This is a genomic window from Martelella limonii (assembly GCF_013344475.1).
Classification (GTDB): Bacteria; Pseudomonadota; Alphaproteobacteria; order Rhizobiales; family Rhizobiaceae; genus Martelella; species Martelella limonii.
In genome coordinates, this window is sequence record NZ_JABUOU010000002.1 from 430,524 (window position 1) to 453,779 (window position 23,256).

Sequence of the window (23,256 nt, forward strand, 5' to 3'; positions counted from 1 at the left end):
TGTATGCGCAACGACATCATCTTTGGGGCGGTGCTGCCCTATGTGGCATTTCTGATCGCCCGCCATTTCGGCCTTTCGACCGTTCATGCGCTGGCGATCGGCTCGATCTTCCCGATCGCGGTGATTGCGCTCTCCTACATCAGAAGCCGCAAGCTTGCGCCCGTCAGCGTGATCACGCTCGCGGCGACGCTCGCCTCGCTGATCGGCAGCCTCTATTTCAACAGCGCCTATCTGGCGCTCCTGAAGAATTCGCTGATCACCGGTTTCATCGGACTGGTGTTTGCGGCCTCATTGCTGATGCCGCGCCCGCTGGTGTTCCACTTCGCCACGGAAAAGGGCGGCGAGGAGCGTGCGAGCGGCGAACGCCTGTGGCAGGTGTCGCCGCCATACCGGGCCCTGATGCGCCGGATGACGCTTGCCTGGGCAGTGGTGCTGATCGGAGAGGCGAGCGTGCGGGCGCTGCTGATACCGCTGCTGCCGGTCGATGTGTTTCTGGTGGTCTCGGAAGCGATGTGGATCATCGTGTTCGCCCTGATGATCTCCTGGAGCCTGCGCTATGGCCACCGAAAGGGCGACGAGATCGCCGAGATGGAGCGGCAGAAGTCGGCAGGTTGACGCGATGCGGAACGCTGGCACTCTTGACCGGAGTTCCAGCGGCTTTTCCATCCGCCCATCAGCCATGCTCATGCTTTAAAAGGGCATCCAGTCCTTATGGAGAACGCCGCCTCGACCCTCGGGTCAAGCCCGAGGGTGACCCGAGGCAAGTGTCGATGTCGAGCCTCAGGCGCGCTCTTCCAGAAGCGCCTCGCCCTTCTTCTCGCGCACGAGATTGATGAAGCGGCGGAAGAGATAATGGCTGTCCTGCGGCCCGGGGGAGGCCTCGGGGTGGTGCTGGACAGAGAACACCGGCTTGCCGGCAAGCGCGATGCCGCAATTGGAATTGTCGAACAGCGACACATGGGTCTCTTCGACGCCCGCAGGCAGCGATGCCGAATCAACGGCGAAACCATGGTTCATCGACACGATCTCGACCTTGCCGGTGGTGTGATCCTTGACCGGATGGTTGGCGCCGTGATGGCCCTGATGCATCTTGACCGTCTTGCCGCCGAGCGCCAGGGCCAGCATCTGGTGGCCAAGGCAGATGCCGAAGACCGGCAGGCCGCTTTCGATCAGGTCGCGAATCACCGGAACGGCATATGCGCCGGTCGCAGCCGGGTCGCCCGGGCCGTTGGACAGGAATACGCCATCGGGCGAAAGCGCCAGGATCTGTTCCGCAGGGGTCTTGGCCGGAACCACGGTCACCTTGCAGGAAAGCCCGGCAAACAGTCGCAGGATGTTGCGCTTCACGCCGTAATCGATGCAGACGATGTGATAGCTGGCATCATTCTCGGCAAGCGTCTCGTAGCCCTCGTCCCAGACCCACGGCTTTTCGTCCCACTTGGAAGACTGGCCGGACGTCGCCTCGATGGCGAGGTCGAGACCTTCCAGACCGCTCCAGGCCTTGGCCTTGGCCTTCAGCGCTTCGATGTCGAAATTGCCGGAAGGCTCGTGGGCGATGACGGCGTTGGGCGCGCCATGCTCGCGGATCCAGGCCGTCAGTGCACGTGTGTCGATGCCGGACATGCCGATGACGCCGCGCTTCTTCAGCCAGCTGTCAAGGTCTTCTGCGGAGCGGTAGTTGGACGGCGCCGTGATGTCCGCCTTGAAGATCGCGCCGACCGCACCCTTGCGGGCAGCCGGCGTCAAGTCCTCGATATCCTCGCCATTGGCACCGATATTGCCGATATGGGGAAAGGTGAAGGTCACGATCTGGCCGAGATAGGAGGGGTCCGTCAGGATTTCCTGATAGCCGGTCAGCGCGGTGTTGAAGCAGACTTCGGCCTCGACATTGCCGGTGGCGCCAACGCCCTTGCCGTAGATTACCGTACCGTCGGCGAGCACGAGCGCGGCCGTCGGCTTTTCCTGTGTCCATGGGGCAGTCATGATCATCCCTTGCTAAGTCGCCGGCTCAAGGCCGATTGAATGGGCCCGTACCTGACCCTATATATGCCCGAGACAAAGGGTTCGCGGACGGGCTGCGTTCAGGTAGGCCACTTTTTGATGCGGTTGCGGGAAAATAGTGAAACCCTGCTTGCGGGTCAATTGCTCTTCCTGCACAGTTGTGGCATCTGCTGAAAATAAATGACGATCCCGAAGTTTTGATTTGATCACAGACCCGGTATTCGGTAAACGCCGCCGCCAATCGGCATGGGTCGATGGCGGTCTTCATATATGGCGTTGCCAGGAGTGAATGAATGTTGCGCGATAAACTCGCATTTGCACAGAAAGAATCTTCCAAGGAGGAAGATCCGGTTCGCTTCTGCACATTGAGATTGGTTCACGCGGCCATCAAGGACCGCGATCTTTCCCATCGTGCCAACGGAAAGGACCCGGTCAGCGATGACGATATCACGGGTATCCTGTTCCAGATGCTGAAGCAGCGGAAGGAATCCTCCCGTCTCTACGAAGAAAAAGGCAGGCCCGACCTTGCCGCCCAGGAGCGCCAGGAAATGGCGGTCATCCGTGAATTCCTGCCGGCGCAGCTGCCGGAGGACAAGATCCGTGAAGTCTGCGCCTCCGTGGTTGAAGAAACCGGCGCGCAGGGACTTCGCGATATGGGCAAGTGTATCGAAACGCTGAAGGACCGCTATTCCGGCCAGATGGACTTCTCCAAGGCCTCCGGCGTGGTCAAGGATATGCTGAAGTAGCGTGTCAGAAGGGGCGCAGCCATGCCGCGCCCCTCGTTTTCATCTGTTATCCAACTGGCTTCTGACCAGCTCCAGCCCGCGTCGCGTCACCATATAGGGGCCGCCGTTGCGGGATCGGATTGCCCGTTTCGCCTTCAGCTTGCGAAAAAGTGTCAGGCTCACGCCGGGGTAGAACCAGCCATCGCGCGTGTAGCACGCGGCCCGTTCAATCTTTCTGGCTTCATTGCGGATGAGTTCGATCCTGCCGCCCTGGGCGAGCAGGTGGAGTATGCGCTGTTCTTCGCGCGAAATGTCCATTGTCTTGATGTCCAAAAGCAGTGCCCGGAGCATCGGCTTGAAAATCGGAATCGATTTTCAAAAAGAACGATGTGCAAATTCAATAAGTTGCATCGTTCTTTGTGCGTCCTGACGGACGCTCGGCGCTCTAAGGGTACGGAAAACCATTGCCGCAGATCGCATGATCGGCGGAGTTCAAGGGTTTTGGCCGCTGCACGCTTTTCGCCTGATGTCAGGCAGAGGCGGGCAGGGCCCTTATCGGGATTCCAGACGGTTGGACATAAACACTCCGTTTGTGCATCCTGCAGATAGGCTGGAACGCGCTGAAGGTCAAGGAATCGCCGCGTTTGCGGCCACCCAATCGCTTGCGTCTTTGCTGCAATTGCTCTACCTCACGAACGATATTTCCGTGAATGAACGATGAGCTGACCATGACCCTAGTCGATACTCGCACGCCCGATCCAAAACGACTGATCCCCGGCGCCACCGGCGACTGGGAGGTGATCATCGGCATGGAGGTGCATGCGCAGGTGCTCAGCCAGTCAAAGCTGTTTTCCGGTTCATCCACCACGTTCGGCAAGGCGCCGAACGCCAACGTGTCGCTGGTCGATGCCGCCATGCCCGGCATGCTGCCGGTGATCAACGAGGAATGCGTGCGCCAGGCCGTGCGCACCGGTCTCGGCCTCAAGGCCAAGATCAACAAGCGCTCGATCTTCGACCGCAAGAACTATTTCTACCCCGACCTACCGCAGGGATACCAGATTTCCCAGTACAAGGATCCGATCGTCGGCGAAGGCACGATCACGATTTCGCTCGGGCCTGACAAACAGGGCAATTTCGAGGATATCGAGATCGGCATCGAGCGCCTTCATCTGGAGCAGGATGCCGGCAAGCTGATGCATGACCAGCACCCTTCGTTCTCCTTCGTCGACCTGAACCGGTCGGGCGTCGCCCTGATGGAGATCGTCTCCAAGCCCGACATGCGCTCGGCGGACGAGGCCAAGGCCTACATGACCAAGCTTCGCACCATCGTGCGCTATCTCGGCACCTGCGATGGCAACATGGACGAAGGCTCGATGCGCGCCGACGTCAACGTCTCGGTCAGGAAGCCCGGCGGCGAATTCGGCACGCGCTGTGAGATCAAGAACGTCAACTCGATCCGCTTCATCGGTCAGGCGATCGAAAGCGAGGCGCGCCGCCAGATCGATATCCTGGAGGAGGGCGGTTCGATCGATCAGGAGACCCGCCTGTTCGATCCGATCAAGGGCGAGACCCGCTCGATGCGCTCGAAGGAAGATGCGCAGGACTACCGTTATTTTCCCGATCCGGACCTGCTGCCGCTCGAATTCGATGACGCCTTCATCGCGGAACTGGCGAAGGACCTGCCGGAACTCCCCGACGACAAGAAGGCCCGCTTCGTCGATCAGCTCGGCCTGTCGGTCTACGACGCCTCGGTGCTGGTCTCCGAGAAGGCCGTTTCCGACTATTACGAAAAGCTCGCAGAAGGCCGTGATGCCAAGGCCGCCGCAAACTGGGTGATCAACGATCTGCTTGGCGCGCTCAACAAGGCCAGCAAGGGCATCGACGAAACGCCTGTCTCTCCGGAGCAGCTAGGTGCCATTCTCGACCTTCTCAAGGAAGGCGTGATCTCCGGCAAGATCGCCAAGGACCTGTTCGAGATCGTCTGGAACGAGGGCGGCGACCCGAAGGCGATCGTCGAGGAACGCGGCATGAAGCAGGTGACCGATACCGGCGCGATCGAGAAGATCGTCGACGAGATCATCGCCGCCAATCCGGACCAGGTCGAGAAGGTCAAGGCCAAGCCCTCGCTTGCCGGCTGGTTCGTCGGTCAGGTGATGAAGGCATCCGGCGGCAAGGCCAATCCGCAGGCGGTTCAGGCCCTCGTCAAGGAAAAGCTCGGCGTCACGGAGTAAGCTGGATGTTCTTCGTCCGCACTGCGATGGAAGGCGATATCCCGGCGGTTTGCAGCCTGCTAGCCGAAACCTGGCACGCCACCTATGACGCGATCCTCGGGCCGGAAAAGGTCGAGACGATCATCGACAGCTGGCTGTCACCCGAGGCTATGCTGCGGCGGCTGCGCAAGCCCCATGGCGAGTTTCTGGTGGCCGACAGCGGCGCCCTGATCGGCGGCATGGCCTTTGCCTCGCCGTCGAAGGACAATGCAGACGTGGTCAATCTGAGCCAGCTCTACGTGCTGCCGGGCTTGCAGCGGCAGGGCATTGGCGAACAGCTGTTTGCCGAGATCGAGACGTGTTTCCCGAATGCGAAGCGCCTGGCGCTCGAGGTCGTTCCGGACAACGCCCCTGCGATCCGCTTTTACGAGGCGCATGGAATGCGCGAGGTCGGACGGCACAATGAATGCGGTGCGCCCAATTCCGGCATTCCGGCCATCCGGATGGAGAAGGAGCTTGCCCATGGCTGAGAAAGTGGCTGATCTGGAAAATCTCGTGATCCGCGAGGCGCGTCTCGACGATCTGCCGGTGCTGATTTCGATCTTTGCGGCCGATACGCTTGGCGGACATGGCGACACCACCTCCGACGAGGCCTATGACGATTACCGCGATGCCTTCGAGGCGATCAAGGCATCGGCCAGCAATACGCTTTATGTGGCCGAACTCGATGACATGATCGTCGGTACCTTCCAGACCACCTATATCCGCACGCTGACGGGCAGGGGTGGGGCGTCGCTCACCATCGAGGCGGTGCAGGTTCACCCAGAATGGCGCGGCCTTGGCATCGGCGCCAAGATGATCGAAACCGCGATCGACGAGGCGAAGATCGAGGGCTGCCGCCTGGTGCAGCTGATGTCCAACACATCGCGCGAGGACGCCCACCGCTTTTATGAACGGCTCGGCTTCCGGCAGTCGCATCACGGATTCAAAATGAAGCTGAAAGGCGCCTGAGACGGGGCCTGGCTCTGGACAAGATCGGCCTGACGCGCCATACACGGGTTAATGCAAACGGGCCGTTTCGGCCGGACGAAGGAAAGAAAATGGCTGGCTTTCTGACCAAGATGTTCACCTGGTGGAATGGTTCGACCATCGGAACCGACGTATTCACCCGTCGTTTCGGCAAGAAGGTCGGCGAGGACCAGTTCGGCAACATCTATTACGAAGGCGGCATGTCCACCTATGGCCTGAAGCGCCGCTGGGTTGTCTACAAGGGCTATGCCGATGCATCGAGCATTCCCCCCGGCTGGCACGGCTGGATGCACCACCGCACCGATGTTCCGCCGCCCGAGCAGAACTACAAGGCGCGCGAATGGGAAAAGCCGCATAACCCGAACCTGACGGGCACCGCGCTTGCCTATCGTCCGCAGGGCTCTCTTGCCGTCGAAGGCAAGCGCCGCGAGGTCACCGGCGACTACGACGCCTGGACGCCCGGCAACTGACCCGCGTTTCGCCGCATTTTTGCGGTACCGCCTTTCTGCATGGGTGAGAGACGGTGCTTCGATGTCGTGGACATTGTCGAGCGCTTTCCCTCTCTCCGCGTCACACTCGGGTGAAGCCCGAGTGTGACCCAGTAGGGATTTGAAGGCGCAGCAAGGCCTTCGCGCCTTTGTTTGAGAGGGATCATTAATGCGTCAATACGGGTTTGCAAATCATGTCGCCGCCTTTGGCCTCGCCGTCGCGGCAATTGCTGCTGCCACGCCCGCCCTGGCGGCCCGCGTTGAGAATCCCGTTGCCGTCTTCGGCGGGATCGACAAGATCACCGGCCGCACCTACACCTTCGATGCCTATGTCGGCGAAACCGTGCAGTTCGGCCGCCTTCAGGTGACGCCGCAGGTCTGCTATTCGCGCGACGAGACCGAGGAACAGCAGATCGACGCCTTCGTCCAGGTCGACAAGGTTTCGCTTCAGAATGATATCGGCAGGATTTTCTCGGGCTGGATGTTTGCAGATTCGCCCGCGCTCAATGCCGTGGAAGACCCGATCTATGATGTCTGGCTGACCGACTGCGTGTCGGCGGAGGAAGTGCCGGCACCCTGACCCCTCACGGGAACGGCTGATCGGGCCACACGAGCGCTGCGTTCAGCAGCGTCATGTATCTGTCCTTTTCGATGTCGATCGCGCCCATCGTCTTCAGGTGGTCGGTGGTAAACTGCGTGTCGAGCAGCTGGAACCGGTTTTCCTTCAGCCGTTCGACCAGGTGCACAAGGCAGATCTTGGAGGCGTTGGGCCGGCGCGAGAACATGCTTTCGCCGAAGAAGGCGGCCCTCAGCGAAACCCCGTAAAGACCGCCCACCAGTTCCCCATTCTCATAGGCCTCGACGGAATGGGCGTGGCCCATCCGGTGCAGCGCGTTGTAGAGCGAGCGGATTTCGGCGTTGATCCAGGTTTGCGGACGATCCGGGGCAGGGGCCGCACAGGCCTCCATGACGCCGTCGAAATCATGATTGAAGCGGATATCATAGGGTGACCTGCGCAATATCTTGCGCAGGCTGTGGGAGACGTGGAGCCCATCCAGCGGAATGATGCCGCGGATCTCCGGCTCCACCCAGAACAGTTCCGTATCCTCCGCGGATTCGGACATGGGAAAGAGGCCGATGCTGTAAGCATTCAAAAGCAGTTCGGGGGTAATGCCGCTGCCTTTCTTTCCGCCTCTTTCCATGGCTCCTCAGCTATTCTGTTTTCGCCGCCTTGGCTTCCAGGTAGTTTTCCAGCCAGTGGATATCATAGTCGCCATTGGCGATGTCCTGGTTGGCGATCAGATCCTGAAAAAGCGGCAGGGTCGTGTCGATGCCGTCGACGACGAATTCGTCGAGCGCACGCTTGAGCCGCATCATGCATTCGACGCGGGTGCGACCGTGCACGATCAGCTTGCCGATCAGGCTGTCGTAATAGGGCGGGATCTTGTAGCCCTGATAGACGCCCGAATCGATCCTGACGCCAAGGCCGCCCGGCGCATGGAAATGCGTGATCGTGCCCGGTGACGGCCGGAAGGTCGCCGCGTTTTCGGCGTTGATCCGGCACTCGATCGCATGACCGGAGAAGGAAATATCCTCCTGCTTGACCGAAAGCCCGGCGCCCGCGGCGACCCGGATCTGCTCGTGCACGAGGTCGATGCCGGTGATCGCTTCGGTGATCGGATGCTCGACCTGCAGGCGGGTGTTCATCTCGATGAAGTAGAACTCGCCGTTTTCGTAGAGGAATTCGATCGTGCCGGCGCCGCGATACTTCATCTTGCGCATGGCATCGGCGCAGATTTCGCCGATCGTCATGCGCTGCTCGACGTTGAGAGCCGGAGAGTTCGCCTCTTCCCAGACCTTCTGGTGGCGGCGCTGCAGCGAGCAGTCGCGCTCGCCAAGATGAACGGCCGCGCCTTCACCATCGCCGAACACCTGCACTTCGATATGGCGCGGCTTGTCGAGGTATTTTTCCATATAGACGGAATCATTGCCGAAGGCGGCAGCGGCTTCGCCGCGCGCCGTGCTCCAGGCCTCGAGCAGGTCGTCCTTGGAACGTGCAAGCTTCATGCCGCGACCGCCGCCGCCGGCGGTGGCCTTGATCAGCACCGGAAAGCCGATTTCGTCGGCAGTGCGGATCGCGTCGGTTTCGGTGTCGACTGCCCCGCCCGAACCCGGCACGACCGGAATGCCCAGCGATTCGGCCGTGGTCTTGGCGGTGATCTTGTCGCCCATCATGCGAATGTGTTCGCTGGTCGGGCCGATGAAGGTGATGCCGTGCGCCTCGAGGATCTCGGCAAACTTGGCATTTTCCGACAGGAAGCCATAACCGGGATGCACTGCATCCGCACCGGTGATCTCGCAGGCAGCGACGATCTGGTGAATGTTGAGGTAGCTTTCGCGCGATGACGGCGGGCCGATGCAGACGCTTTCGTCGGCAAGGCGCACATGCATGGCATCCGCATCGGCAGTGGAATGCACGGCAACGGTTGCGATGCCGAGTTCCTTGCAGGCGCGTAACACGCGAAGCGCGATTTCGCCGCGATTGGCGATCAGGATTTTGGAAAACATGAGCTCTGTCCCGTTATTCGATAACGACGAGCGCTTCGTCAAACTCGACCGGTTGGGCATCGTCCACGAGAATTTCCACGATCTTGCCGCTCTTGGGCGACGGGATCTGGTTCATGGTCTTCATCGCCTCGATGATCAGAAGCGTCTGGCCTTCCTTGACGTTGGCGCCGACTTCGATGAAGGGGCGGGCGCCCGGCGCAGGCGCCAGATAGACGGTTCCGACCATCGGTGCCTTGAGGGCGTTGTCGCGGTTGGTGGCAGCTGCAGGCGCCGGTGCGGCGGCGGGTGCAGCGGGGGCTGCTGCAGCGGGAGCAGGCGCGGCTGCGTAGGCAATGGTCTGCTGGGGCGCTGCAATCAGTTCGCGCGCGACGCGGATGCGCAGGTCATCCTGCTCCACTTCGATTTCCGTCAGATCCGTATCCTTCAGGATAATCGCAAGTTCGCGCACAAGCTTCGCGTCGATCGACTTCTTCTCATCTGCCATGGGATAAATTCCTTTGTTCTTTTTATTCCGTGAGGGTTTTCAGGGCGCGGAGCGCCAGAAGATAGCTGTCTTGCCCAAGACCACAGATAACACCCTTTACGACGGGCGCTATCATACTCTTGTGGCGAAACGCCTCGCGGGCATGGATGTTGGATAGATGGAGCTCCACCACCGGCACGGCAATGGCGCGGATGGCATCATGGAGCGCAATGGATGTGTGCCCGTAGGCACCGGGATTGATGGCGACGCCGGCCGCCTTTTCGTTGGCCTCGTGGATCCAGTCGACCAGAACGCCCTCGTGATTGGACTGGCGAAAGTCGATCTGAAACCCGAGTTCCTCGCCCAGAGCGCGGCACGCGGTCTCGATCGATGCAAGCGACAATGCACCATAGATGCCGGGCTCACGCTGGCCGAGCAGATTGAGATTGGGCCCGTTGAGGACGAATATTTGGCGCGTCATGGTCAATTCCGGTTTCGCCTTCTCCTATAGACGTTCACGTCTTACAGGAAAAGCCCCAAGCCTTAACGTCAACAGGGCGTGGTTAAGCTACGTTTTCAGAGGATGATCAGGAGCATACGCCCTTGCCGCAATCGCGGATGTTGTCGATGGTCTGCTGGATCCGGTCGGCGCCGATGGCGCCCGGCAGCATGGTATCGCCGACGATATAGGACGGCGTGCCCGAAACGCCGAGCGCGCTTGCCAGAGCGAAATGTTCCTCAAGTGCCGCTTCGGCCGGATAATCCTTGATCGCCTGATCGATGGCTGCATCATCGACGCCGAGCGAGGCGGCGACGGCACGGGCGGTCTGTTCCGTCGCGCGTGCGCCGGAGCCCATGAGCGCGCGGTGGAACTCCTCATATTTGTCAGGGGCTGCCTTGAAGAAGGCGTAGGAGATGCGCTGCGTTGCTTCCGATTCCGGCCCGAGCACCGGGATCTCCTTCAGCACGAAACGGACGTCGTCATTTTTCGCGATGATGTCGTCCATGTCGGACATGGCGCGCCGGCAGTAACCGCAATTGTAGTCGAAGAACTCGACGACGGTGATTGCCCCATCCGGATTGCCGAGGACGGTGTCGTGGTCGGGAAGGTAAAGCTTGTCCTGATTGGCGGCGATCACCTGCGAGGCCTGCGCCTGCTGCTCTTCCGCCTGCTTCTGCTGAAGCGCGGTCTGGACATCGAGAAGGATTTCGGGATTGCTGACGAGATAATCGTGGACGCGTGCGCCGAAGGCGGCATCATCTTCCGCGATCTGAGGGGCTTCGGGCAGCGGCGCTGCGATCTTCTCGGGCAACGGGGCCTCTGCCATCGTCTGGGGTGGTGCGAAATGGTAGATCGCCGCCGTCGTGGCCGCAGCCGTTGCGATCGCCGTCGCGAAGATCGCGCCCACTGCGAGTGTCAGTCCCTTCGAAGACATGTTCTCCCCTTCCGCATCATGGTTCGCGCCCGCCGTTCCAGGCTGAAACCGTCCCAGGTTTTCATGCAACCTGACTGGCTGCTCTAGGCACCAATTGTGCGCAAAAGCGGGCATTGTCTATAGCGGACGGTTCAATTAGGGCGCGACACCGCTCAATTTCCCGTTTTTTTACATCGCACCATTGCGAGCGGGCCGGTATTGGTCCATCCCGATGACGCATTCTCGCAAAGGACCAAGATATGCCCTCCAAGCGCAGCGACATCGATTCATTTCTGGCCATGGATGTTCTGGCAGAGGCGAACCGGGCGAAGCGCGCCGGGCGGCCGGTGATCTCGATGGCGGTCGGCCAGCCCTCGCACCCGGCGCCGGACACAGCGTTGATCGCGGCCCGCAAGGCACTGGAGCATGGTCACCTTGGCTATACCGACGCCTTTGGAAGGGACAGCCTGCGCGAGGCGATCGCGGCCGATTATCGCGACCGGATGGGGATCGCTGTCGATCCGGCGCGCATTGCTGTGACCACCGGATCGTCGGCGGGGTTCAACCTCGCCTTTCTCGCGCTCTTTGATGCCGGCGATGCGGTGGCGATCGCCCGGCCGGGCTATCCCGCCTACCGCAACATCCTGAAGGCGCTCGACCTGAAGGTGGTGGAGGTCGATGCCGATGCCGCGCACGATTTTACGCTGACGCCGGGCTCGCTCGAAGAAGCCGAGAAAGCTCATGGCGTGAAGCTTGCGGGCGTGCTGCTGGCAAGCCCTGCCAACCCAACCGGAACCGTGACCGGGCGTGCGGCCCTGAAGCGGCTTGCCGACTGGTGCCACGAGCGCGGCACGGCCTTCATCTCCGATGAAATCTATCACGGTCTGGTGTTTTCCGGCGAAGAGACAAGCGCGCTGTCGTTTACCGACGAGGCGGTGGTCATCAACTCGTTCTCCAAATATTACTGCATGACCGGCTGGCGGATCGGCTGGATGGTGCTTCCGGAAAAACTGGTCCGGGTGTTCGAGCAGCTGACGCAGAACATCTATATCTGCGCGCCCGACCTTTCCCAGATTGCCGCCGAGGCAGCCCTTTCGGCCCGCGCGCAGCTTGACGGCTACTGCGATATCTACCGCGCCAACCGCGATTTCTTGAACCGCGCGCTTCCGGAGATCGGCCTGCCGATCGCCTCGCCGATGGATGGCGCGTTCTATGCTTATGTTGACGTTTCCCGCTATACCAATGACAGCCTTGCCTTCGCCCGCAAGATCCTGAACGAGGCCAATGTTGCGGTGACGCCGGGCCTCGATTTCGACCCTGAAACCGGCGGACGCTCTCTCAGGCTTTCCTATGCCGGGACCGAGGCCGAGATCGTCGAGGCGGTGGAGCGGATCGGCAACTGGTTGCCGGGCTGACTCCGGCGGCCCTGCAGCCATGTGGATATCGGGGATAACAACCAGTCTCCGAACTGAACTGACATTTGCCGGACGGATACCCATATAGTGGGGGACCGGGCCCTCGGCCAGATGAGGCTTTGATGCGTTTTCCGACATCCTTTCTTGATGAAATCCGCGACCGCGTGCCGATCTCCTCGCTGATCGGCACGCGCGTGACGTGGGACCGCAAGAAGACCAATGTCGGGCGCGGCGACTATTGGGCCTGCTGCCCGTTCCACGGCGAGAAATCGCCGAGCTTCCACTGCGAAGACCGCAAGGGCCGCTACCACTGCTTCGGCTGCGGCGTGACGGGTGATCACTTCCGCTTTCTGACGGAACTCGACGGCATGGCCTTTCCGGAGGCCGTGGAGCGCATCGCCGACATGGCGGGCGTTGCGATGCCGGAACGCGATCCGATGGCCGAACGGCGGGAGGAAAAGCGGCGCACCCTCGTTGATGTGATGGAGCTTGCGGCCTCCTTCTTCCAGGATCAGCTCCAGACCGGTGCGGGAGCAAAGGCGCGGGCCTATCTGCGTGAACGCGGCCTTTCGGCCCGGACCATCGACACGTTCCGTCTGGGCTATGCGCCCGAAAGCCGCAATGCGCTGAAGGAGTTCCTGGCGTCGAAGGGCGTCGAGAAACAGGAGATCGAGGCCTGCGGGCTGGTCGTCCACGGGCCCGACATCGCGGTCTCCTACGACCGGTTCCGCGACCGCATCATGTTTCCGATCCTGTCATCGCGCGAGAAGGTGATCGCCTTCGGCGGTCGCGCCATGCGCGCCGATGCGATGGCGAAATATCTCAATTCCAACGAGACCGAACTGTTTCACAAGGGCAATGTGCTGTTCAACTTTGCCCGCGCCCGCCGTTCGCTCTCAGGCGCCGACGGGGCGAAGACGATCATCGCGGTCGAAGGCTATATGGATGTGATCGCGCTTCATCAGGCGGGCATAGAGAACGCCGTCGCACCACTTGGTACTGCGCTCACCGAAAACCAGCTGCAACTGATCTGGCGGATGACGAGCGAACCCGTGCTCTGCTTCGATGGCGACGGCGCCGGCATTCGCGCGGCCGAGCGCGCCGCCGGACTGGCCCTGCCACTGCTGAAGCCCGGCCATTCGCTGCGGATTGCGCTTCTGCCCGGGGGCAAGGACCCCGACGATCTGGTGCGCGAGGGCGGCAGGCAGGCCTTTGACGCCGTGCTCGCCCAGGCCCGACCGCTGGCCGATACTGTTTTCGAGCGTGAGGCTGGTGCGCCGGAAGCGGGCGAGACCCCGGAGCGGCGCGCGGCGATAGAGGCGCGCGTCAACGCGCTTGTCGCAACGATCGCGGATGAAAGCGTGCGCCGCCACTACCAGCAGGATTTTCGCAACCGCCTCTATCAGCGGTTCCGCGGCCCGTCCCGCAGTGGCGGCGGTGGCGGCAGTTTTTCAGGCGCGCCGAAAGGGCAGGGGCGGTTCAACGGCCAGCGCGGAAGTGGCATTCTGTCCGCATCCGACCGGCTGTCGCGGTCTCCGCTTGCCAGCCTGCGCCCGGTGACGACCAATCTCACCTTCCGCGAATGCCAGCTGGTGTTCTGCCTGATCTCGCATCCCGAGCTTGTGCGCGAGGATTTCGACAGCATCTCGGCGCTTTCCTTCGACGCCAGCGAAATGCGCGCGTTCTGGCCGGTCTTTCTCGCGGAAGCTTCGCGGCCTGACATGGGACGCGAGAAGCTCAGGCTGAAGCTCGAGACCCAGGGTTTTGCAAGCGTCGTCAGCCAGATTTCCGCGCATGTCGGGCGCAATGTCCACTGGATCGCCGGTCCCGATGCCGCTCTTGAGGATGTGCGCGAGATCTATCAGCAGGCGCTCGCGCTCCATAATCGCGCACGGTCTCTGGCCCGCCAGAAGAGCGAGCTCGAGCGCGAAATTGCGGAAGCGACGGAGGAGGGCAATGCCGAGCTTCTGGCCGAACTCATGCCCGCATTGATCTCCGTGCAGAACGAGATCGCGCGGATCGACAACCAGGAAGCTGAGATCGACGGTTTCGGGCTGATGTCGGGACGGGGCGGAAAGGCACGCAACGGCGCCTGAGAACATCAGGCGTAGACGGCCCCCGTACTGATTCCTTCAGACCGCCTCTTGTATTTGCCGGGAAGCATTCTAAATTACGTCTTTATGGGCTGACAGAGTGACTGCATCGGCGCAGACATCGGCAGAAGCGTTTCACGAGGCGAATTTTCGGCATGAATTCGCACAAACACGGAATTGACGCTTGACGGATGGCGAAAATCTGGGAATCACCAGTTCGAATGGCAGTGAGCAGCACAATCTCATGATCTGGACAGCATCCACCGGGGGTGAAATAGCCGCCGGGATGGAGCGTGTCCTGTTCGTGTCCGAGTTTTTTGATGCCGGCAAGGCCCCCAAAAAGGGCTCCTTAATCATTTGCAGGTAATGCCGCTTGGCAACAGCGACAAAGCGTCAGGGAAGCAGTATTTATGGCTACAAAAGTCAAGGAAAACGAAGAAGCCGAAACCGAACGCGAAGGCGGTACCGACGGCCCTCTTCTGGACCTTTCCGATGACGCCGTCAAGAAGATGATCAAGGCCGCCAAGAAGCGCGGCTATGTCACCATGGACGAGTTGAACTCGGTCCTGCCGTCGTCGGAAGTCACCTCCGAACAGATCGAAGATACCATGGCGATGCTCTCCGATATGGGCATCAATGTGGTTGAGGACGAAGACGAAGTCGACAACGATAACGACAACAATTCCGACGATAGTTCCGACGACAGCGACAATGACAGCGACAGCACCGAGGTCGCCACGACCACCGGTTCCGCTGTCGCCCAGACCAAGAAGAAAGAGCCGACGGACCGCACCGACGATCCGGTCCGCATGTATCTGCGCGAAATGGGCTCGGTCGAGCTGCTGTCGCGCGAAGGCGAAATCGCAATCGCGAAGCGGATCGAATCCGGCCGCGAGACGATGATCGCCGGACTTTGCGAAAGCCCGCTGACCTTCCAGGCGCTGATCATCTGGCGCGACGAGCTGAATGAAGGCACGACGCTGCTGCGCGAGATCATCGATCTGGAGACCACCTATTCCGGTCCCGAGGCGAAGGCTGCACCGCAGTTTCAGAGCCCGGAGAAGATCGAGGCCGACCGCAAGAAGGCCGAGGAAAAGGAACAGGCCCGCAAGAAGCGTTCAGACGACGTCACCGATGTCGGGGGCGAAGGCATGGCGCCGGAGGAAGAAGACGAGGAGGATGACGAATCCAACCTGTCTCTTGCTGCGATGGAAGCCGAACTGCGCCCGCAGGTCATGGACACGCTCGACCTGATCGCCGAGACCTATGTGAAGCTCAGGAAGCTGCAGGACCAGCAGGTTGAAGCGCGTCTTGCCGCCACCGGCACGCTGACCAATGCCCAGGAGCGCCGCTACAAGGAGCTCAAGGAAGGCCTGATCGGCGCCGTGAAGTCGCTGTCGCTCAACCAGAACCGCATCGATCTTCTGGTCGAACAGCTCTACGACATCAACAAGCGTCTCGTTGAAAACGAAGGCAAGCTTCTGCGCATGGCGACCCATCGCGGCGTCAAGCGCGACGACTTCCTCGAGCACTATCACGGCGCCGAGCTTGATCCGAACTGGATGAAGTCGATCGGCAATCTTGCCGGCAAGGGCTGGAAGGAATTCGCGAGCCAGGATGGCACCGACATCAAGGCGCTTCGGACCGAAATCCAGAGCCTTGCGACCGAAACCGGCATCTCGATCGCCGAGTTCCGTCGCATCGTGCACATGGTCAAGAAGGGTGAGCGCGAGGCCCGCATCGCCAAGAAGGAGATGGTGGAAGCCAATCTTCGTCTGGTGATCTCGATCGCCAAGAAATATACGAACCGCGGCCTGCAGTTCCTCGACCTCATTCAGGAAGGCAATATCGGCCTGATGAAGGCGGTCGACAAGTTCGAGTATCGCCGCGGCTACAAGTTCTCGACCTATGCCACATGGTGGATCCGGCAGGCGATCACCCGCTCGATCGCCGACCAGGCCCGCACGATCCGCATTCCGGTGCACATGATCGAGACGATCAACAAGATTGTCCGTACATCGCGCCAGATGCTGCACGAGATTGGCCGCGAGCCGACGCCTGAGGAGCTTTCCGAGAAGCTCAACATGCCGCTCGAAAAGGTTCGCAAGGTGCTGAAGATCGCCAAGGAGCCGATCTCTCTCGAGACCCCTGTGGGCGACGAGGAAGATTCGCATCTCGGAGACTTCATCGAGGACAAGAACGCGCTGCTGCCGATCGATGCCGCGATCCAGGCGAATCTGCGCGAGACCACCACCCGTGTTCTCGCCTCGCTGACCCCGCGCGAGGAACGCGTGCTGCGCATGCGCTTCGGCATCGGCATGAACACCGACCACACGCTCGAAGAGGTCGGCCAGCAGTTCTCGGTCACCCGCGAACGTATCCGCCAGATCGAAGCGAAGGCGCTGCGCAAGCTGAAGCATCCGAGCCGCAGCCGCAAGCTCCGCAGCTTCCTCGACAGCTGATCGGGCGACATGTCTGGAACGAATGAAACCCGGTCGCAAGGCCGGGTTTTTCTGTATCTGAAAGTATGCAACCCATCCGGCAATTTCAGATACTGCGACCGCCTGAGAACCCCGACAGGACTTCCGAATGCCGAGCCCAGCCTATCCCACCGCCGAACACCCCGTCACCTTCACCACCACGCTGGATGATATCCGCAGTGCCAACTGGGCGCTCTGGTTCCGGTCCATGATCTCCGGTCGCAAGGCAAGCTTTGCCGTTTCCTGTTTCCTGTTCCCGGCTCTGGCCGTCCTTATCCTCATGCAGGATCAGCGCGACATGGCGCTGACCGTCATCGGATGGGGATCTGCGCTGTTTCCGGCAATCTATCTGGTATCGGCGATCTCGATCCTGCTCTTCAACCGGTTTTCTGCGCCTGGCGAATATCGGCTTCAGAAGGATTTGCACCATCCGATCGCCTGCTGGTGGGATGACGACGCGGTCTTTGTGGTCATCGGCGGATCGGCCGTGCGGGTCGAATGGCAGGAATTGCTGTTTGCTGCGGAAAATGACGCGGTGTTTGTCTTCAGGCAGGGGACGCTGTTGATGCGCATCATCCCCAAGCGCGCGATGTCGCCGCAGCAAATCGCGGATCTTGGAAGGCTGCTGGATCGTCAGGGCCTGCGGAAGGTGCGCACCCGCTTGCCCGCGCCAGGCCTTCAGCCCGCACCGACTTTCGCGGCCGAGATCAGCGCGCCGGACGGGGCATTGTGGTTTGCCTACAGCGAAGAGGATATCGCGGCCGGCATGCGCCTGCATTACCGGCGCTGGCTTTTCTCGCTGAGGGGCGCGCTTGCGCTTTTCACCGCAGGGGCGGGGCTTGCCGTTTTCCTCGCGCTGATCGAACTGGCGGGATGGTCTTTCCTGCCGCGGTTTCCCACGCCCGTGATTGCCTTATCGGCCATCCTCTTTGTCTGCCTCCTCGTCCTGATTGCCTTCGTGCGATTTTGGCCGCTCGGACGCATGCGCGCCCGCAAGGCGATCCGCATGCAGCCCTCGATCGCGCTTGAACAAGGGGTCTGGTGGGATGATGACGGTATCAGCTATGCCAACGCCCGGGGGGTGCAGTTGCTGCGTTGGGCGGAAACGGTCAGGGTGGCGGAAAACGACAGCCTGTTCCTGATCTATCAGGCGCCCCGCATCTACCACATGATCCCGAAGCGGGTGCTCTCCACCGCGCAATGCGAGGAACTTGACGCACTGATCAGGCGAATGGGATTTGCCAAAGCGGGTCGTGCCGGCAAATAACATGGCTTGCCGAAAGAATGACGGGCGGGCCGCACCGGCCATGGCGGGCCTTGAGTGTTAAAGGAGATCCGGCGCAGAGCGATGCGCCGGATCTCCTGAAAATCTTAGTCCGTAACCTGCAGATTGACGGCCTTCGGGCCTTTTCCGCGGCGGTCGGGCTCGGTGTCGTAGCTGACTTTCTGGTTTTCCGACAACCCCGTCAGCCCGGATGACTGCACGGCCGAGATGTGGACAAAGATGTCCGCGCCGCCATTATCCGGCTTGATGAAGCCGTAGCCCTTGTCGGTATTGAAGAATTTCACTGTGCCAGTTTCGGCCATGCTTCCAGGTCCTTTTCTCGCCCATCCCCTCTAAGGCGGGCAGATATTTCGATGCTCGTTTTGCCCCGGAGGGCAGCGCAGGCGTTTCTCGAATTTGGAGGAAAGGTACCTTTTATCGCGGGGCTTCGATTTGTATGGAAAGCGACAGCAGGCCAAAACAAATCAAGGTCCGCCCGGAAAAATTTTGGCGTTCCCGGCGCGCATCAGCTTATATGGTCTTCCCGTGCTCGCAAAATGCCCGAACATGAACAGAATGCTGTCTTTCATGTTTTTTGGCAAGCGAAACTTTGGATGGGGGTGCTCTGAGGGCGGTTAACGGCAGCGGTTGATGTATTTGGGTTTTCTAATCGCATGATTAGAAGAACAGCAAATCCGGATATACTCTCGCAACTTGATCGCCCGCCTGATCGCGCGCCTGCATGTCAAAGCCTGTGACATTCCCTGCAAGGCTCTGGATTTTATCGGCTAAGCTGGTGTAGGAGCGGGCAGGTCGGCCGCGCCAGAAGAGCGCGTCGGCGGTGCGCGGACCATTGAGGTAAATCAGGAGAACGCCATGCGTCATGAGATGCTCATACGCACCCTTGCGTCCTTGACTGCTTGTTGCGTGCTTACGGTTCCCGCAGCAGAGGCTTTCGAGTATCGCCAGATTGAAGGCTGGGCCATCAGCTGCAACAACGCCTATCTCTGCAATATTTCCCTGACGCCCGTTGCCGGCACGGGCCCTGCGCCGCTTGCAATCCAGTGGCAGAGAACGGTTGCGCCGTCCGCGCCTCTTGTCCTCAGTCTCCCTTACCCGCCAGGCTTCCTGCCTAACGGCGATGACAAGGGCAGGCTGGCGATCGATGTCGACGGGGTCGAGGATTTCTCGGCAAATGTCAGTGATCTCGTCCGCGACGATCAACTGGGCGCCTTTGCCATCAAAGACCCGGTCAAGCTGGTGGCGCTCTTTCGCCAGATGACGGAAGGCCATGAGGCAATCATCCGCTACGATGGCGTCATCGGCCGCCATTCGTCGCGCATTTCGCTTTCCGGGCTCAAGGATGCCGCGCGCTTCATCGATGAATGGCAGGGGCGCGCGGGCAGAAGTGATGCGCTTGTTTCCGTCGGAGAGGCTCCGCCGCCGGAACGCGTCGCAATCTGGTCGATCGAAAGCTACGATCAGCTGCCGCCGTCGATCCTGCGCAATCTGAGCGATCCGGAGAGCGTCTGCTTCACAGACCAGTCGCATATCGATCAGGCCGATGCCTTTGCCTATGATACCGGCAAGAGCACGATCATGCTTTTGCCCTGCGGGCCGGCCGGCGCCTATAATCAGCCCTATCAGCTGTTCGTCGGCCGCGACCAGGAGTTCCACCGCGCCGAGTTTCCGAATGTCAGCGATGCCGGGATCACGGTTCTGGATACGGTCTACAACGTCAATTTCGACCTCGCCTCCAAGACGTTGTCATCGGTCTATCTCGGGCGCGGCCTTGGCGATTGCGGGCTTGCCCATTACTGGACGATCAATGCGGAGGCGACAGGCAATCCGCTGGCGTTGACGCTCGAGCGGTCGAAGACGGCCTGTGACGGCGTCGATGTCGGGCCGGAAAACTGGCCCGAGATATGGCGGCCCGCCATGGGCACGACGGAGGCCGTCGAGCGCTGAGGCTAATCGGCCCGATAGACCCGCAACAGTGCCCCGTCGGCTTCGTCGGTGACCATCAGCAGGGATCCATCAGGTGCGATGGTCACGTCGCGCAGCCGCCCGTATTCCCTTTCGAACAACCTTTCCTCGCTGGTCACCGTTCCGGTGTCGTCGCGGATGATATGTGCGAGCAACTCGTCCTTGAGCGCGGTTACCAGAAAATCGCCGTCCCATTCGGGAAACATGTCTCCGCGATAGACGGCGATGGCGCCCGGCGCGATCGAGGGGTCCCAGTAGTAGACCGGTTGTTCGAGCCCGGGGGCCTCAGTGCCCTGTCCGATCTTCTCACCGGAGTAATGGACGCCGTATGAAATCTCCGGCCAGCCGTAATTGCGGCCTCGCTCCGGCGTATTGATCTCATCGCCGCCACGCGCGCCGTGCTCGACGGTGTAGAGTGTGCCTGTGACCGGATCGATGGTGATGCCCTGGGGGTTGCGGTGGCCGATCGACCAGATCTCGGGCTGCCAGCCGCTGGCGGCAGGGTCACCCGCGCTGCCGTCGCGCGCGATCTTGAGGATCGAGCCCGCGTGGTCGCCGGGGTCCTGGGCACGTTCGCTTTCGCCCCGGTCCCCGATCCCGAAGAACAGGTCGCCGGACGCATCGATCGCGATGCGCGAACCGAAATGGCGATTGGTGCCGGAAAACCGGTTCATCGCGAATATTTGCTCAACATCCTGAAGCCGCGCGGCCTCCCGGTCGAGGGTGGCGGCAAACACCGCCGTTCCCTGTCCGCCTTCGCCGGAAACGGAAGCGGTGAAGAATATGCGCAAGCCGTTGACGGCGCCCGGATCGATCGCGACGTCGAGAAGCCCGCCCTGTCCGGCGGCGTAGAGGGACGGAAGTCCGGAAATCGGCTGTTTTTCTCCGGATGGGGAGATGACGGTCAGGCGGCCGGGCCGCTCGCTCACCAGATAGCTGCCATCTGGAAGGACCTCGACAGCCCAGGGGTGGCTGAGGCCTTCTGCCACGCGTTCGACCTTCAGGTCAGGCTGGTCGGCCAGGGCGGAAAGGGGAGCAAGCGCAGCGATCACAGTGGCGATCTGCAAGACGAATGCGGGGGTGGCTTTCATGGAAGTCTCCTCCTGCTGTTCTCAACGACATATGGCCCGTCACACGAAGCGCAAGGGGAGCGTCAAACACAAGGGCGTGAACGCGCCGGGCGCGAACGCCTAGAGACGGTCCAGCCGGTTGCGCTCCTTGCGCTCGGCATCGGCTTTCAGGTGATTGAGATTTTCGCGCCACAGATAGGAAGCGGCAAACACCATGGCGAGGCAGACCGCAAACATCATGGCAATCATGAGATCGCGTGCGGCAGTGTGAGTCATCAAGCCTTGCAGCAGGTCGCTGCCGGCGGAGGTGGAAAACGGAAAATAGCCGCTCATGAGCATGTCCTGTGCAGTGTCGGCGCTCAGCGGCGCGGATTGAAGGCGTTCCTGCGCGAAGGCGCCTGCCGGCGCAAGTACAGCAAAGCCCGCAGCAAGCAGGTAAGACCTGCGTTTGAAAGCCCTGACGACGCGCTTCGCCGCCTTGTGAACCATCCTCATCTGCCTTCTCCTTCGGCACAGTTTCAGCGCATTCCCAGAAGGCCATGTAATTACGACCACTTCTGGATGAATATGGGTTGAACAAGACCCATTTTGCGGTTGAATTGTGACCCGGGTGTCGATCTCAAAAACGCAATTCAAGGTGGAACTGCGGATTTTGGGCATCGCGGCGACGCCTGCTTGTCCGGGAATCGGCATGATGCGGACGATAGCGCTTGAAACGTCGGGCAAATTGCGTTTAGACCAAACTCTTGGAAGTGACCGTCCGACTGACGCATTTCCATGGTTCAATCAAATAATCAGGACATTGAAAATGGCCCTTCTTGCTGACGCCCTTTCTCGTGTGAAGCCTTCCGCCACCATCGCCGTGGCACAGAAAGCACGCGAACTCAAAGCGAAAGGCCGCGATGTCATCAGCCTTGGCGCGGGCGAGCCTGATTTCGATACACCCGACAACATCAAGAAGGCTGCGATCGAAGCCATCAATCGCGGCGAGACAAAGTATACGCCGGTTGCCGGTATCCAGCCGCTGCGCGAGGCGATTGCCGCGAAGTTCAAGCGCGAGAACAATCTCGATTACAAGGCCGCGCAGACCATCGTCGGCACGGGCGGAAAGCAGATCCTGTTCAACGCCTTCATGGCAACGCTGAACCCGGGCGATGAAGTCGTCATTCCGGCGCCCTACTGGGTGTCCTATCCGGAAATGGTGTCGCTTTGCGGCGGCACGCCGGTGTTTGTTTCGGCCACCCAGGAAAACGGCTTCAAGCTCCAGGCCGAGGATCTCGAGAAGGCGATCACGCCGAAGACAAAGTGGTTCATCTTCAACTCGCCGTCCAACCCGACGGGTGCTGCCTATACCCATGACGAGCTCAAGGCGCTCACCGACGTGCTGATGAAGCACGAACAGGTCTGGATCCTGACCGACGACATGTATGAGCACCTGACCTTCGGCGGTTTCAAGTTCGTGACGCCGGCGGAAGTGGAGCCCGGCCTTTACAACCGTACGCTGACCATGAATGGCGTGTCCAAGGCCTATGCGATGACGGGCTGGCGTATTGGCTACGCTGCCGGTCCGGCAGAGCTGATCAATGCGATGACGACGATCCAGAGCCAGCAGACCTCGGGCGCCTGCTCGATCGCGCAGTGGGCCGCCGTCGAAGCGCTGAACGGCAACCAGGATTTCATCGCCGAAAGCCGGAAAGCCTTCGAGAAGCGCCGTGATCTCGTCGTCTCGATGCTGAACCAGGCGCCAGGCCTCGAATGCCCGACGCCGGAGGGCGCGTTCTACGTCTACCCGTCCTGCGCCGGCCTGATCGGCAAGACGTCGCCGGGCGGCAAGGTGATCGAAACCGATGAGGATTTCGTGACCGAGCTTCTGGAAGCGGAAGGCATTGCCGTCGTGCATGGCTCGGCCTTCGGTCTCGGCCCGAACTTCCGCATCTCCTACGCGACGTCGGAGGCGGAACTCGAAGAGTCCTGCATCCGCATCCAGCGGTTCTGCAACGCCTGCAAGTAAAACGATCAGGGCGCGCCTGCCGGGCGCGCCCTTTTTCG

25 protein-coding genes are annotated in these 23,256 nt (G+C 60.9%); 14 read left to right on the forward strand and 11 right to left on the reverse strand.

The features are described 5' to 3' along the window. Nucleotides 1-3 precede the first annotated feature (3 nt). The gene (locus HPQ62_RS07220; protein WP_174801838.1) at nucleotides 4-615 is read left to right on the forward strand and encodes a VC0807 family protein; all 612 of its coding nucleotides are present in this window, start codon (nucleotides 4-6) and stop codon (nucleotides 613-615) included. Nucleotides 616-780: 165 nt separating this feature from the next. Here HPQ62_RS07220 and carA read toward each other — a convergent pair whose 3' ends face one another. Further along, a complete protein-coding gene (carA, locus tag HPQ62_RS07225) occupies nucleotides 781-1,989 on the reverse strand; it encodes a glutamine-hydrolyzing carbamoyl-phosphate synthase small subunit (protein ID WP_174801839.1) in 1,209 nt (402 codons plus the stop codon). A gap of 308 nt (nucleotides 1,990-2,297) precedes the next feature. Between carA and HPQ62_RS07230 the strand changes: the two genes are divergently transcribed. Continuing rightward, complete coding sequence (locus tag HPQ62_RS07230; protein WP_244629604.1) at nucleotides 2,298-2,747, forward strand: GatB/YqeY domain-containing protein; 450 nt, start codon at nucleotides 2,298-2,300, stop codon at nucleotides 2,745-2,747. A gap of 39 nt (nucleotides 2,748-2,786) precedes the next feature. On the opposite strand, the gene HPQ62_RS07235 is transcribed toward HPQ62_RS07230, so the two are convergent. Beyond that, entirely contained in the window at nucleotides 2,787-3,044 is a 258-nt protein-coding gene (locus tag HPQ62_RS07235; RefSeq protein ID WP_174801841.1) for a YjhX family toxin, read from the reverse strand. A gap of 410 nt (nucleotides 3,045-3,454) precedes the next feature. Between HPQ62_RS07235 and gatB the strand changes: the two genes are divergently transcribed. The 5 genes from gatB to HPQ62_RS07260 all read left to right on the forward strand — a co-directional run bounded on the left by gatB (nucleotide 3,455) and on the right by HPQ62_RS07260 (nucleotide 7,033). Then, nucleotides 3,455-4,957 (forward strand): Asp-tRNA(Asn)/Glu-tRNA(Gln) amidotransferase subunit GatB, encoded by a 1,503-nt coding sequence (gatB, locus tag HPQ62_RS07240; RefSeq protein ID WP_174801961.1) that lies wholly within the window; start codon nucleotides 3,455-3,457, stop codon nucleotides 4,955-4,957. Nucleotides 4,958-4,962: 5 nt separating this feature from the next. Then, entirely contained in the window at nucleotides 4,963-5,466 is a 504-nt protein-coding gene (locus HPQ62_RS07245; RefSeq protein ID WP_174801842.1) for a GNAT family N-acetyltransferase, read from the forward strand. Further along, nucleotides 5,459-5,947, forward strand: a complete 489-nt coding sequence (locus HPQ62_RS07250; protein ID WP_174801843.1) for a GNAT family N-acetyltransferase — start codon at nucleotides 5,459-5,461, stop codon at nucleotides 5,945-5,947. The genes HPQ62_RS07245 and HPQ62_RS07250 overlap by 8 nt, the downstream gene beginning before the upstream one ends. An 89-nt stretch (nucleotides 5,948-6,036) precedes the next feature. Continuing rightward, nucleotides 6,037-6,435, forward strand: coding sequence for an NADH:ubiquinone oxidoreductase subunit NDUFA12 (locus HPQ62_RS07255; protein WP_174801844.1), 399 nt, complete (start codon nucleotides 6,037-6,039; stop codon nucleotides 6,433-6,435). Nucleotides 6,436-6,622: 187 nt separating this feature from the next. Next, on the forward strand, nucleotides 6,623-7,033 hold the full coding sequence (locus HPQ62_RS07260) for a DUF2155 domain-containing protein (protein WP_174801845.1): 411 nt from the start codon (nucleotides 6,623-6,625) through the stop codon (nucleotides 7,031-7,033). A 4-nt stretch (nucleotides 7,034-7,037) separates the two neighbouring features. Here the strand turns inward: HPQ62_RS07260 and aat are convergent, their stop codons facing one another. The 5 genes from aat to HPQ62_RS07285 all read right to left on the reverse strand — a co-directional run bounded on the left by aat (nucleotide 7,038) and on the right by HPQ62_RS07285 (nucleotide 10,920). Next, a complete protein-coding gene (aat, locus tag HPQ62_RS07265) occupies nucleotides 7,038-7,655 on the reverse strand; it encodes a leucyl/phenylalanyl-tRNA--protein transferase (RefSeq protein WP_174801846.1) in 618 nt (205 codons plus the stop codon). Between the two features lie 10 nt (nucleotides 7,656-7,665). Further along, complete coding sequence (accC, locus tag HPQ62_RS07270; protein WP_174801847.1) at nucleotides 7,666-9,021, reverse strand: acetyl-CoA carboxylase biotin carboxylase subunit; 1,356 nt, start codon at nucleotides 9,019-9,021, stop codon at nucleotides 7,666-7,668. A 13-nt stretch (nucleotides 9,022-9,034) separates the two neighbouring features. Beyond that, nucleotides 9,035-9,505 carry an acetyl-CoA carboxylase biotin carboxyl carrier protein gene (gene accB, locus HPQ62_RS07275; RefSeq protein ID WP_174801848.1) on the reverse strand — a complete coding sequence of 157 codons (471 nt, stop codon included), beginning with the start codon at nucleotides 9,503-9,505 and terminating at the stop codon, nucleotides 9,035-9,037. 22 nt (nucleotides 9,506-9,527) lie between these two features. Then, nucleotides 9,528-9,965 (reverse strand): type II 3-dehydroquinate dehydratase, encoded by a 438-nt coding sequence (aroQ, locus tag HPQ62_RS07280; RefSeq protein WP_174801849.1) that lies wholly within the window; start codon nucleotides 9,963-9,965, stop codon nucleotides 9,528-9,530. A 106-nt stretch (nucleotides 9,966-10,071) separates the two neighbouring features. Continuing rightward, on the reverse strand, nucleotides 10,072-10,920 hold the full coding sequence (locus tag HPQ62_RS07285) for a DsbA family protein (protein ID WP_174801850.1): 849 nt from the start codon (nucleotides 10,918-10,920) through the stop codon (nucleotides 10,072-10,074). Between the two features lie 239 nt (nucleotides 10,921-11,159). Between HPQ62_RS07285 and HPQ62_RS07290 the strand changes: the two genes are divergently transcribed. The 5 genes from HPQ62_RS07290 (at nucleotide 11,160) to HPQ62_RS07310 (ending at nucleotide 18,154) form a co-directional block, all read left to right on the forward strand. Continuing rightward, nucleotides 11,160-12,314 carry a pyridoxal phosphate-dependent aminotransferase gene (locus HPQ62_RS07290; protein ID WP_174801851.1) on the forward strand — a complete coding sequence of 385 codons (1,155 nt, stop codon included), beginning with the start codon at nucleotides 11,160-11,162 and terminating at the stop codon, nucleotides 12,312-12,314. A 122-nt stretch (nucleotides 12,315-12,436) separates the two neighbouring features. Next, entirely contained in the window at nucleotides 12,437-14,410 is a 1,974-nt protein-coding gene (gene dnaG, locus HPQ62_RS07295; RefSeq protein WP_174801852.1) for a DNA primase, read from the forward strand. 181 nt (nucleotides 14,411-14,591) lie between these two features. Next, entirely contained in the window at nucleotides 14,592-14,774 is a 183-nt protein-coding gene (locus tag HPQ62_RS07300) for a hypothetical protein (RefSeq protein WP_174801853.1), read from the forward strand. Between the two features lie 43 nt (nucleotides 14,775-14,817). Beyond that, the gene (rpoD, locus tag HPQ62_RS07305; RefSeq protein WP_174801854.1) at nucleotides 14,818-16,869 is read left to right on the forward strand and encodes an RNA polymerase sigma factor RpoD; all 2,052 of its coding nucleotides are present in this window, start codon (nucleotides 14,818-14,820) and stop codon (nucleotides 16,867-16,869) included. A 127-nt stretch (nucleotides 16,870-16,996) separates the two neighbouring features. After that, nucleotides 16,997-18,154: a YcxB family protein gene (locus HPQ62_RS07310; RefSeq protein ID WP_174801855.1), complete on the forward strand. Its 1,158-nt coding sequence runs from the start codon at nucleotides 16,997-16,999 to the stop codon at nucleotides 18,152-18,154. 104 nt (nucleotides 18,155-18,258) lie between these two features. Here the strand turns inward: HPQ62_RS07310 and HPQ62_RS07315 are convergent, their stop codons facing one another. Both HPQ62_RS07315 and HPQ62_RS07320 read right to left on the reverse strand, forming a co-directional pair. Continuing rightward, the gene (locus HPQ62_RS07315; RefSeq protein ID WP_174801856.1) at nucleotides 18,259-18,474 is read right to left on the reverse strand and encodes a cold-shock protein; all 216 of its coding nucleotides are present in this window, start codon (nucleotides 18,472-18,474) and stop codon (nucleotides 18,259-18,261) included. 355 nt (nucleotides 18,475-18,829) lie between these two features. Then, complete coding sequence (locus HPQ62_RS07320; RefSeq protein WP_174801857.1) at nucleotides 18,830-19,036, reverse strand: hypothetical protein; 207 nt, start codon at nucleotides 19,034-19,036, stop codon at nucleotides 18,830-18,832. Here HPQ62_RS07320 and HPQ62_RS07325 point away from each other — a divergent pair. After that, nucleotides 19,028-20,119 carry a DUF1176 domain-containing protein gene (locus HPQ62_RS07325; RefSeq protein ID WP_174801858.1) on the forward strand — a complete coding sequence of 364 codons (1,092 nt, stop codon included), beginning with the start codon at nucleotides 19,028-19,030 and terminating at the stop codon, nucleotides 20,117-20,119. The genes HPQ62_RS07320 and HPQ62_RS07325 overlap by 9 nt on opposite strands. Before the next feature lie 2 nt (nucleotides 20,120-20,121). Here HPQ62_RS07325 and HPQ62_RS07330 read toward each other — a convergent pair whose 3' ends face one another. Together HPQ62_RS07330 and HPQ62_RS07335 are read right to left on the reverse strand one after the other, a co-directional pair. After that, nucleotides 20,122-21,228 carry a PQQ-dependent sugar dehydrogenase gene (locus HPQ62_RS07330; protein ID WP_174801859.1) on the reverse strand — a complete coding sequence of 369 codons (1,107 nt, stop codon included), beginning with the start codon at nucleotides 21,226-21,228 and terminating at the stop codon, nucleotides 20,122-20,124. A gap of 99 nt (nucleotides 21,229-21,327) precedes the next feature. Beyond that, a complete protein-coding gene (locus tag HPQ62_RS07335) occupies nucleotides 21,328-21,867 on the reverse strand; it encodes a hypothetical protein (RefSeq protein ID WP_174801860.1) in 540 nt (179 codons plus the stop codon). A 148-nt stretch (nucleotides 21,868-22,015) separates the two neighbouring features. Here HPQ62_RS07335 and HPQ62_RS07340 point away from each other — a divergent pair, with 148 nt between their 5' ends. Then, nucleotides 22,016-23,218 carry a pyridoxal phosphate-dependent aminotransferase gene (locus HPQ62_RS07340; RefSeq protein ID WP_174801861.1) on the forward strand — a complete coding sequence of 401 codons (1,203 nt, stop codon included), beginning with the start codon at nucleotides 22,016-22,018 and terminating at the stop codon, nucleotides 23,216-23,218. The last annotated feature ends 38 nt before the right edge of the window (nucleotides 23,219-23,256 follow it).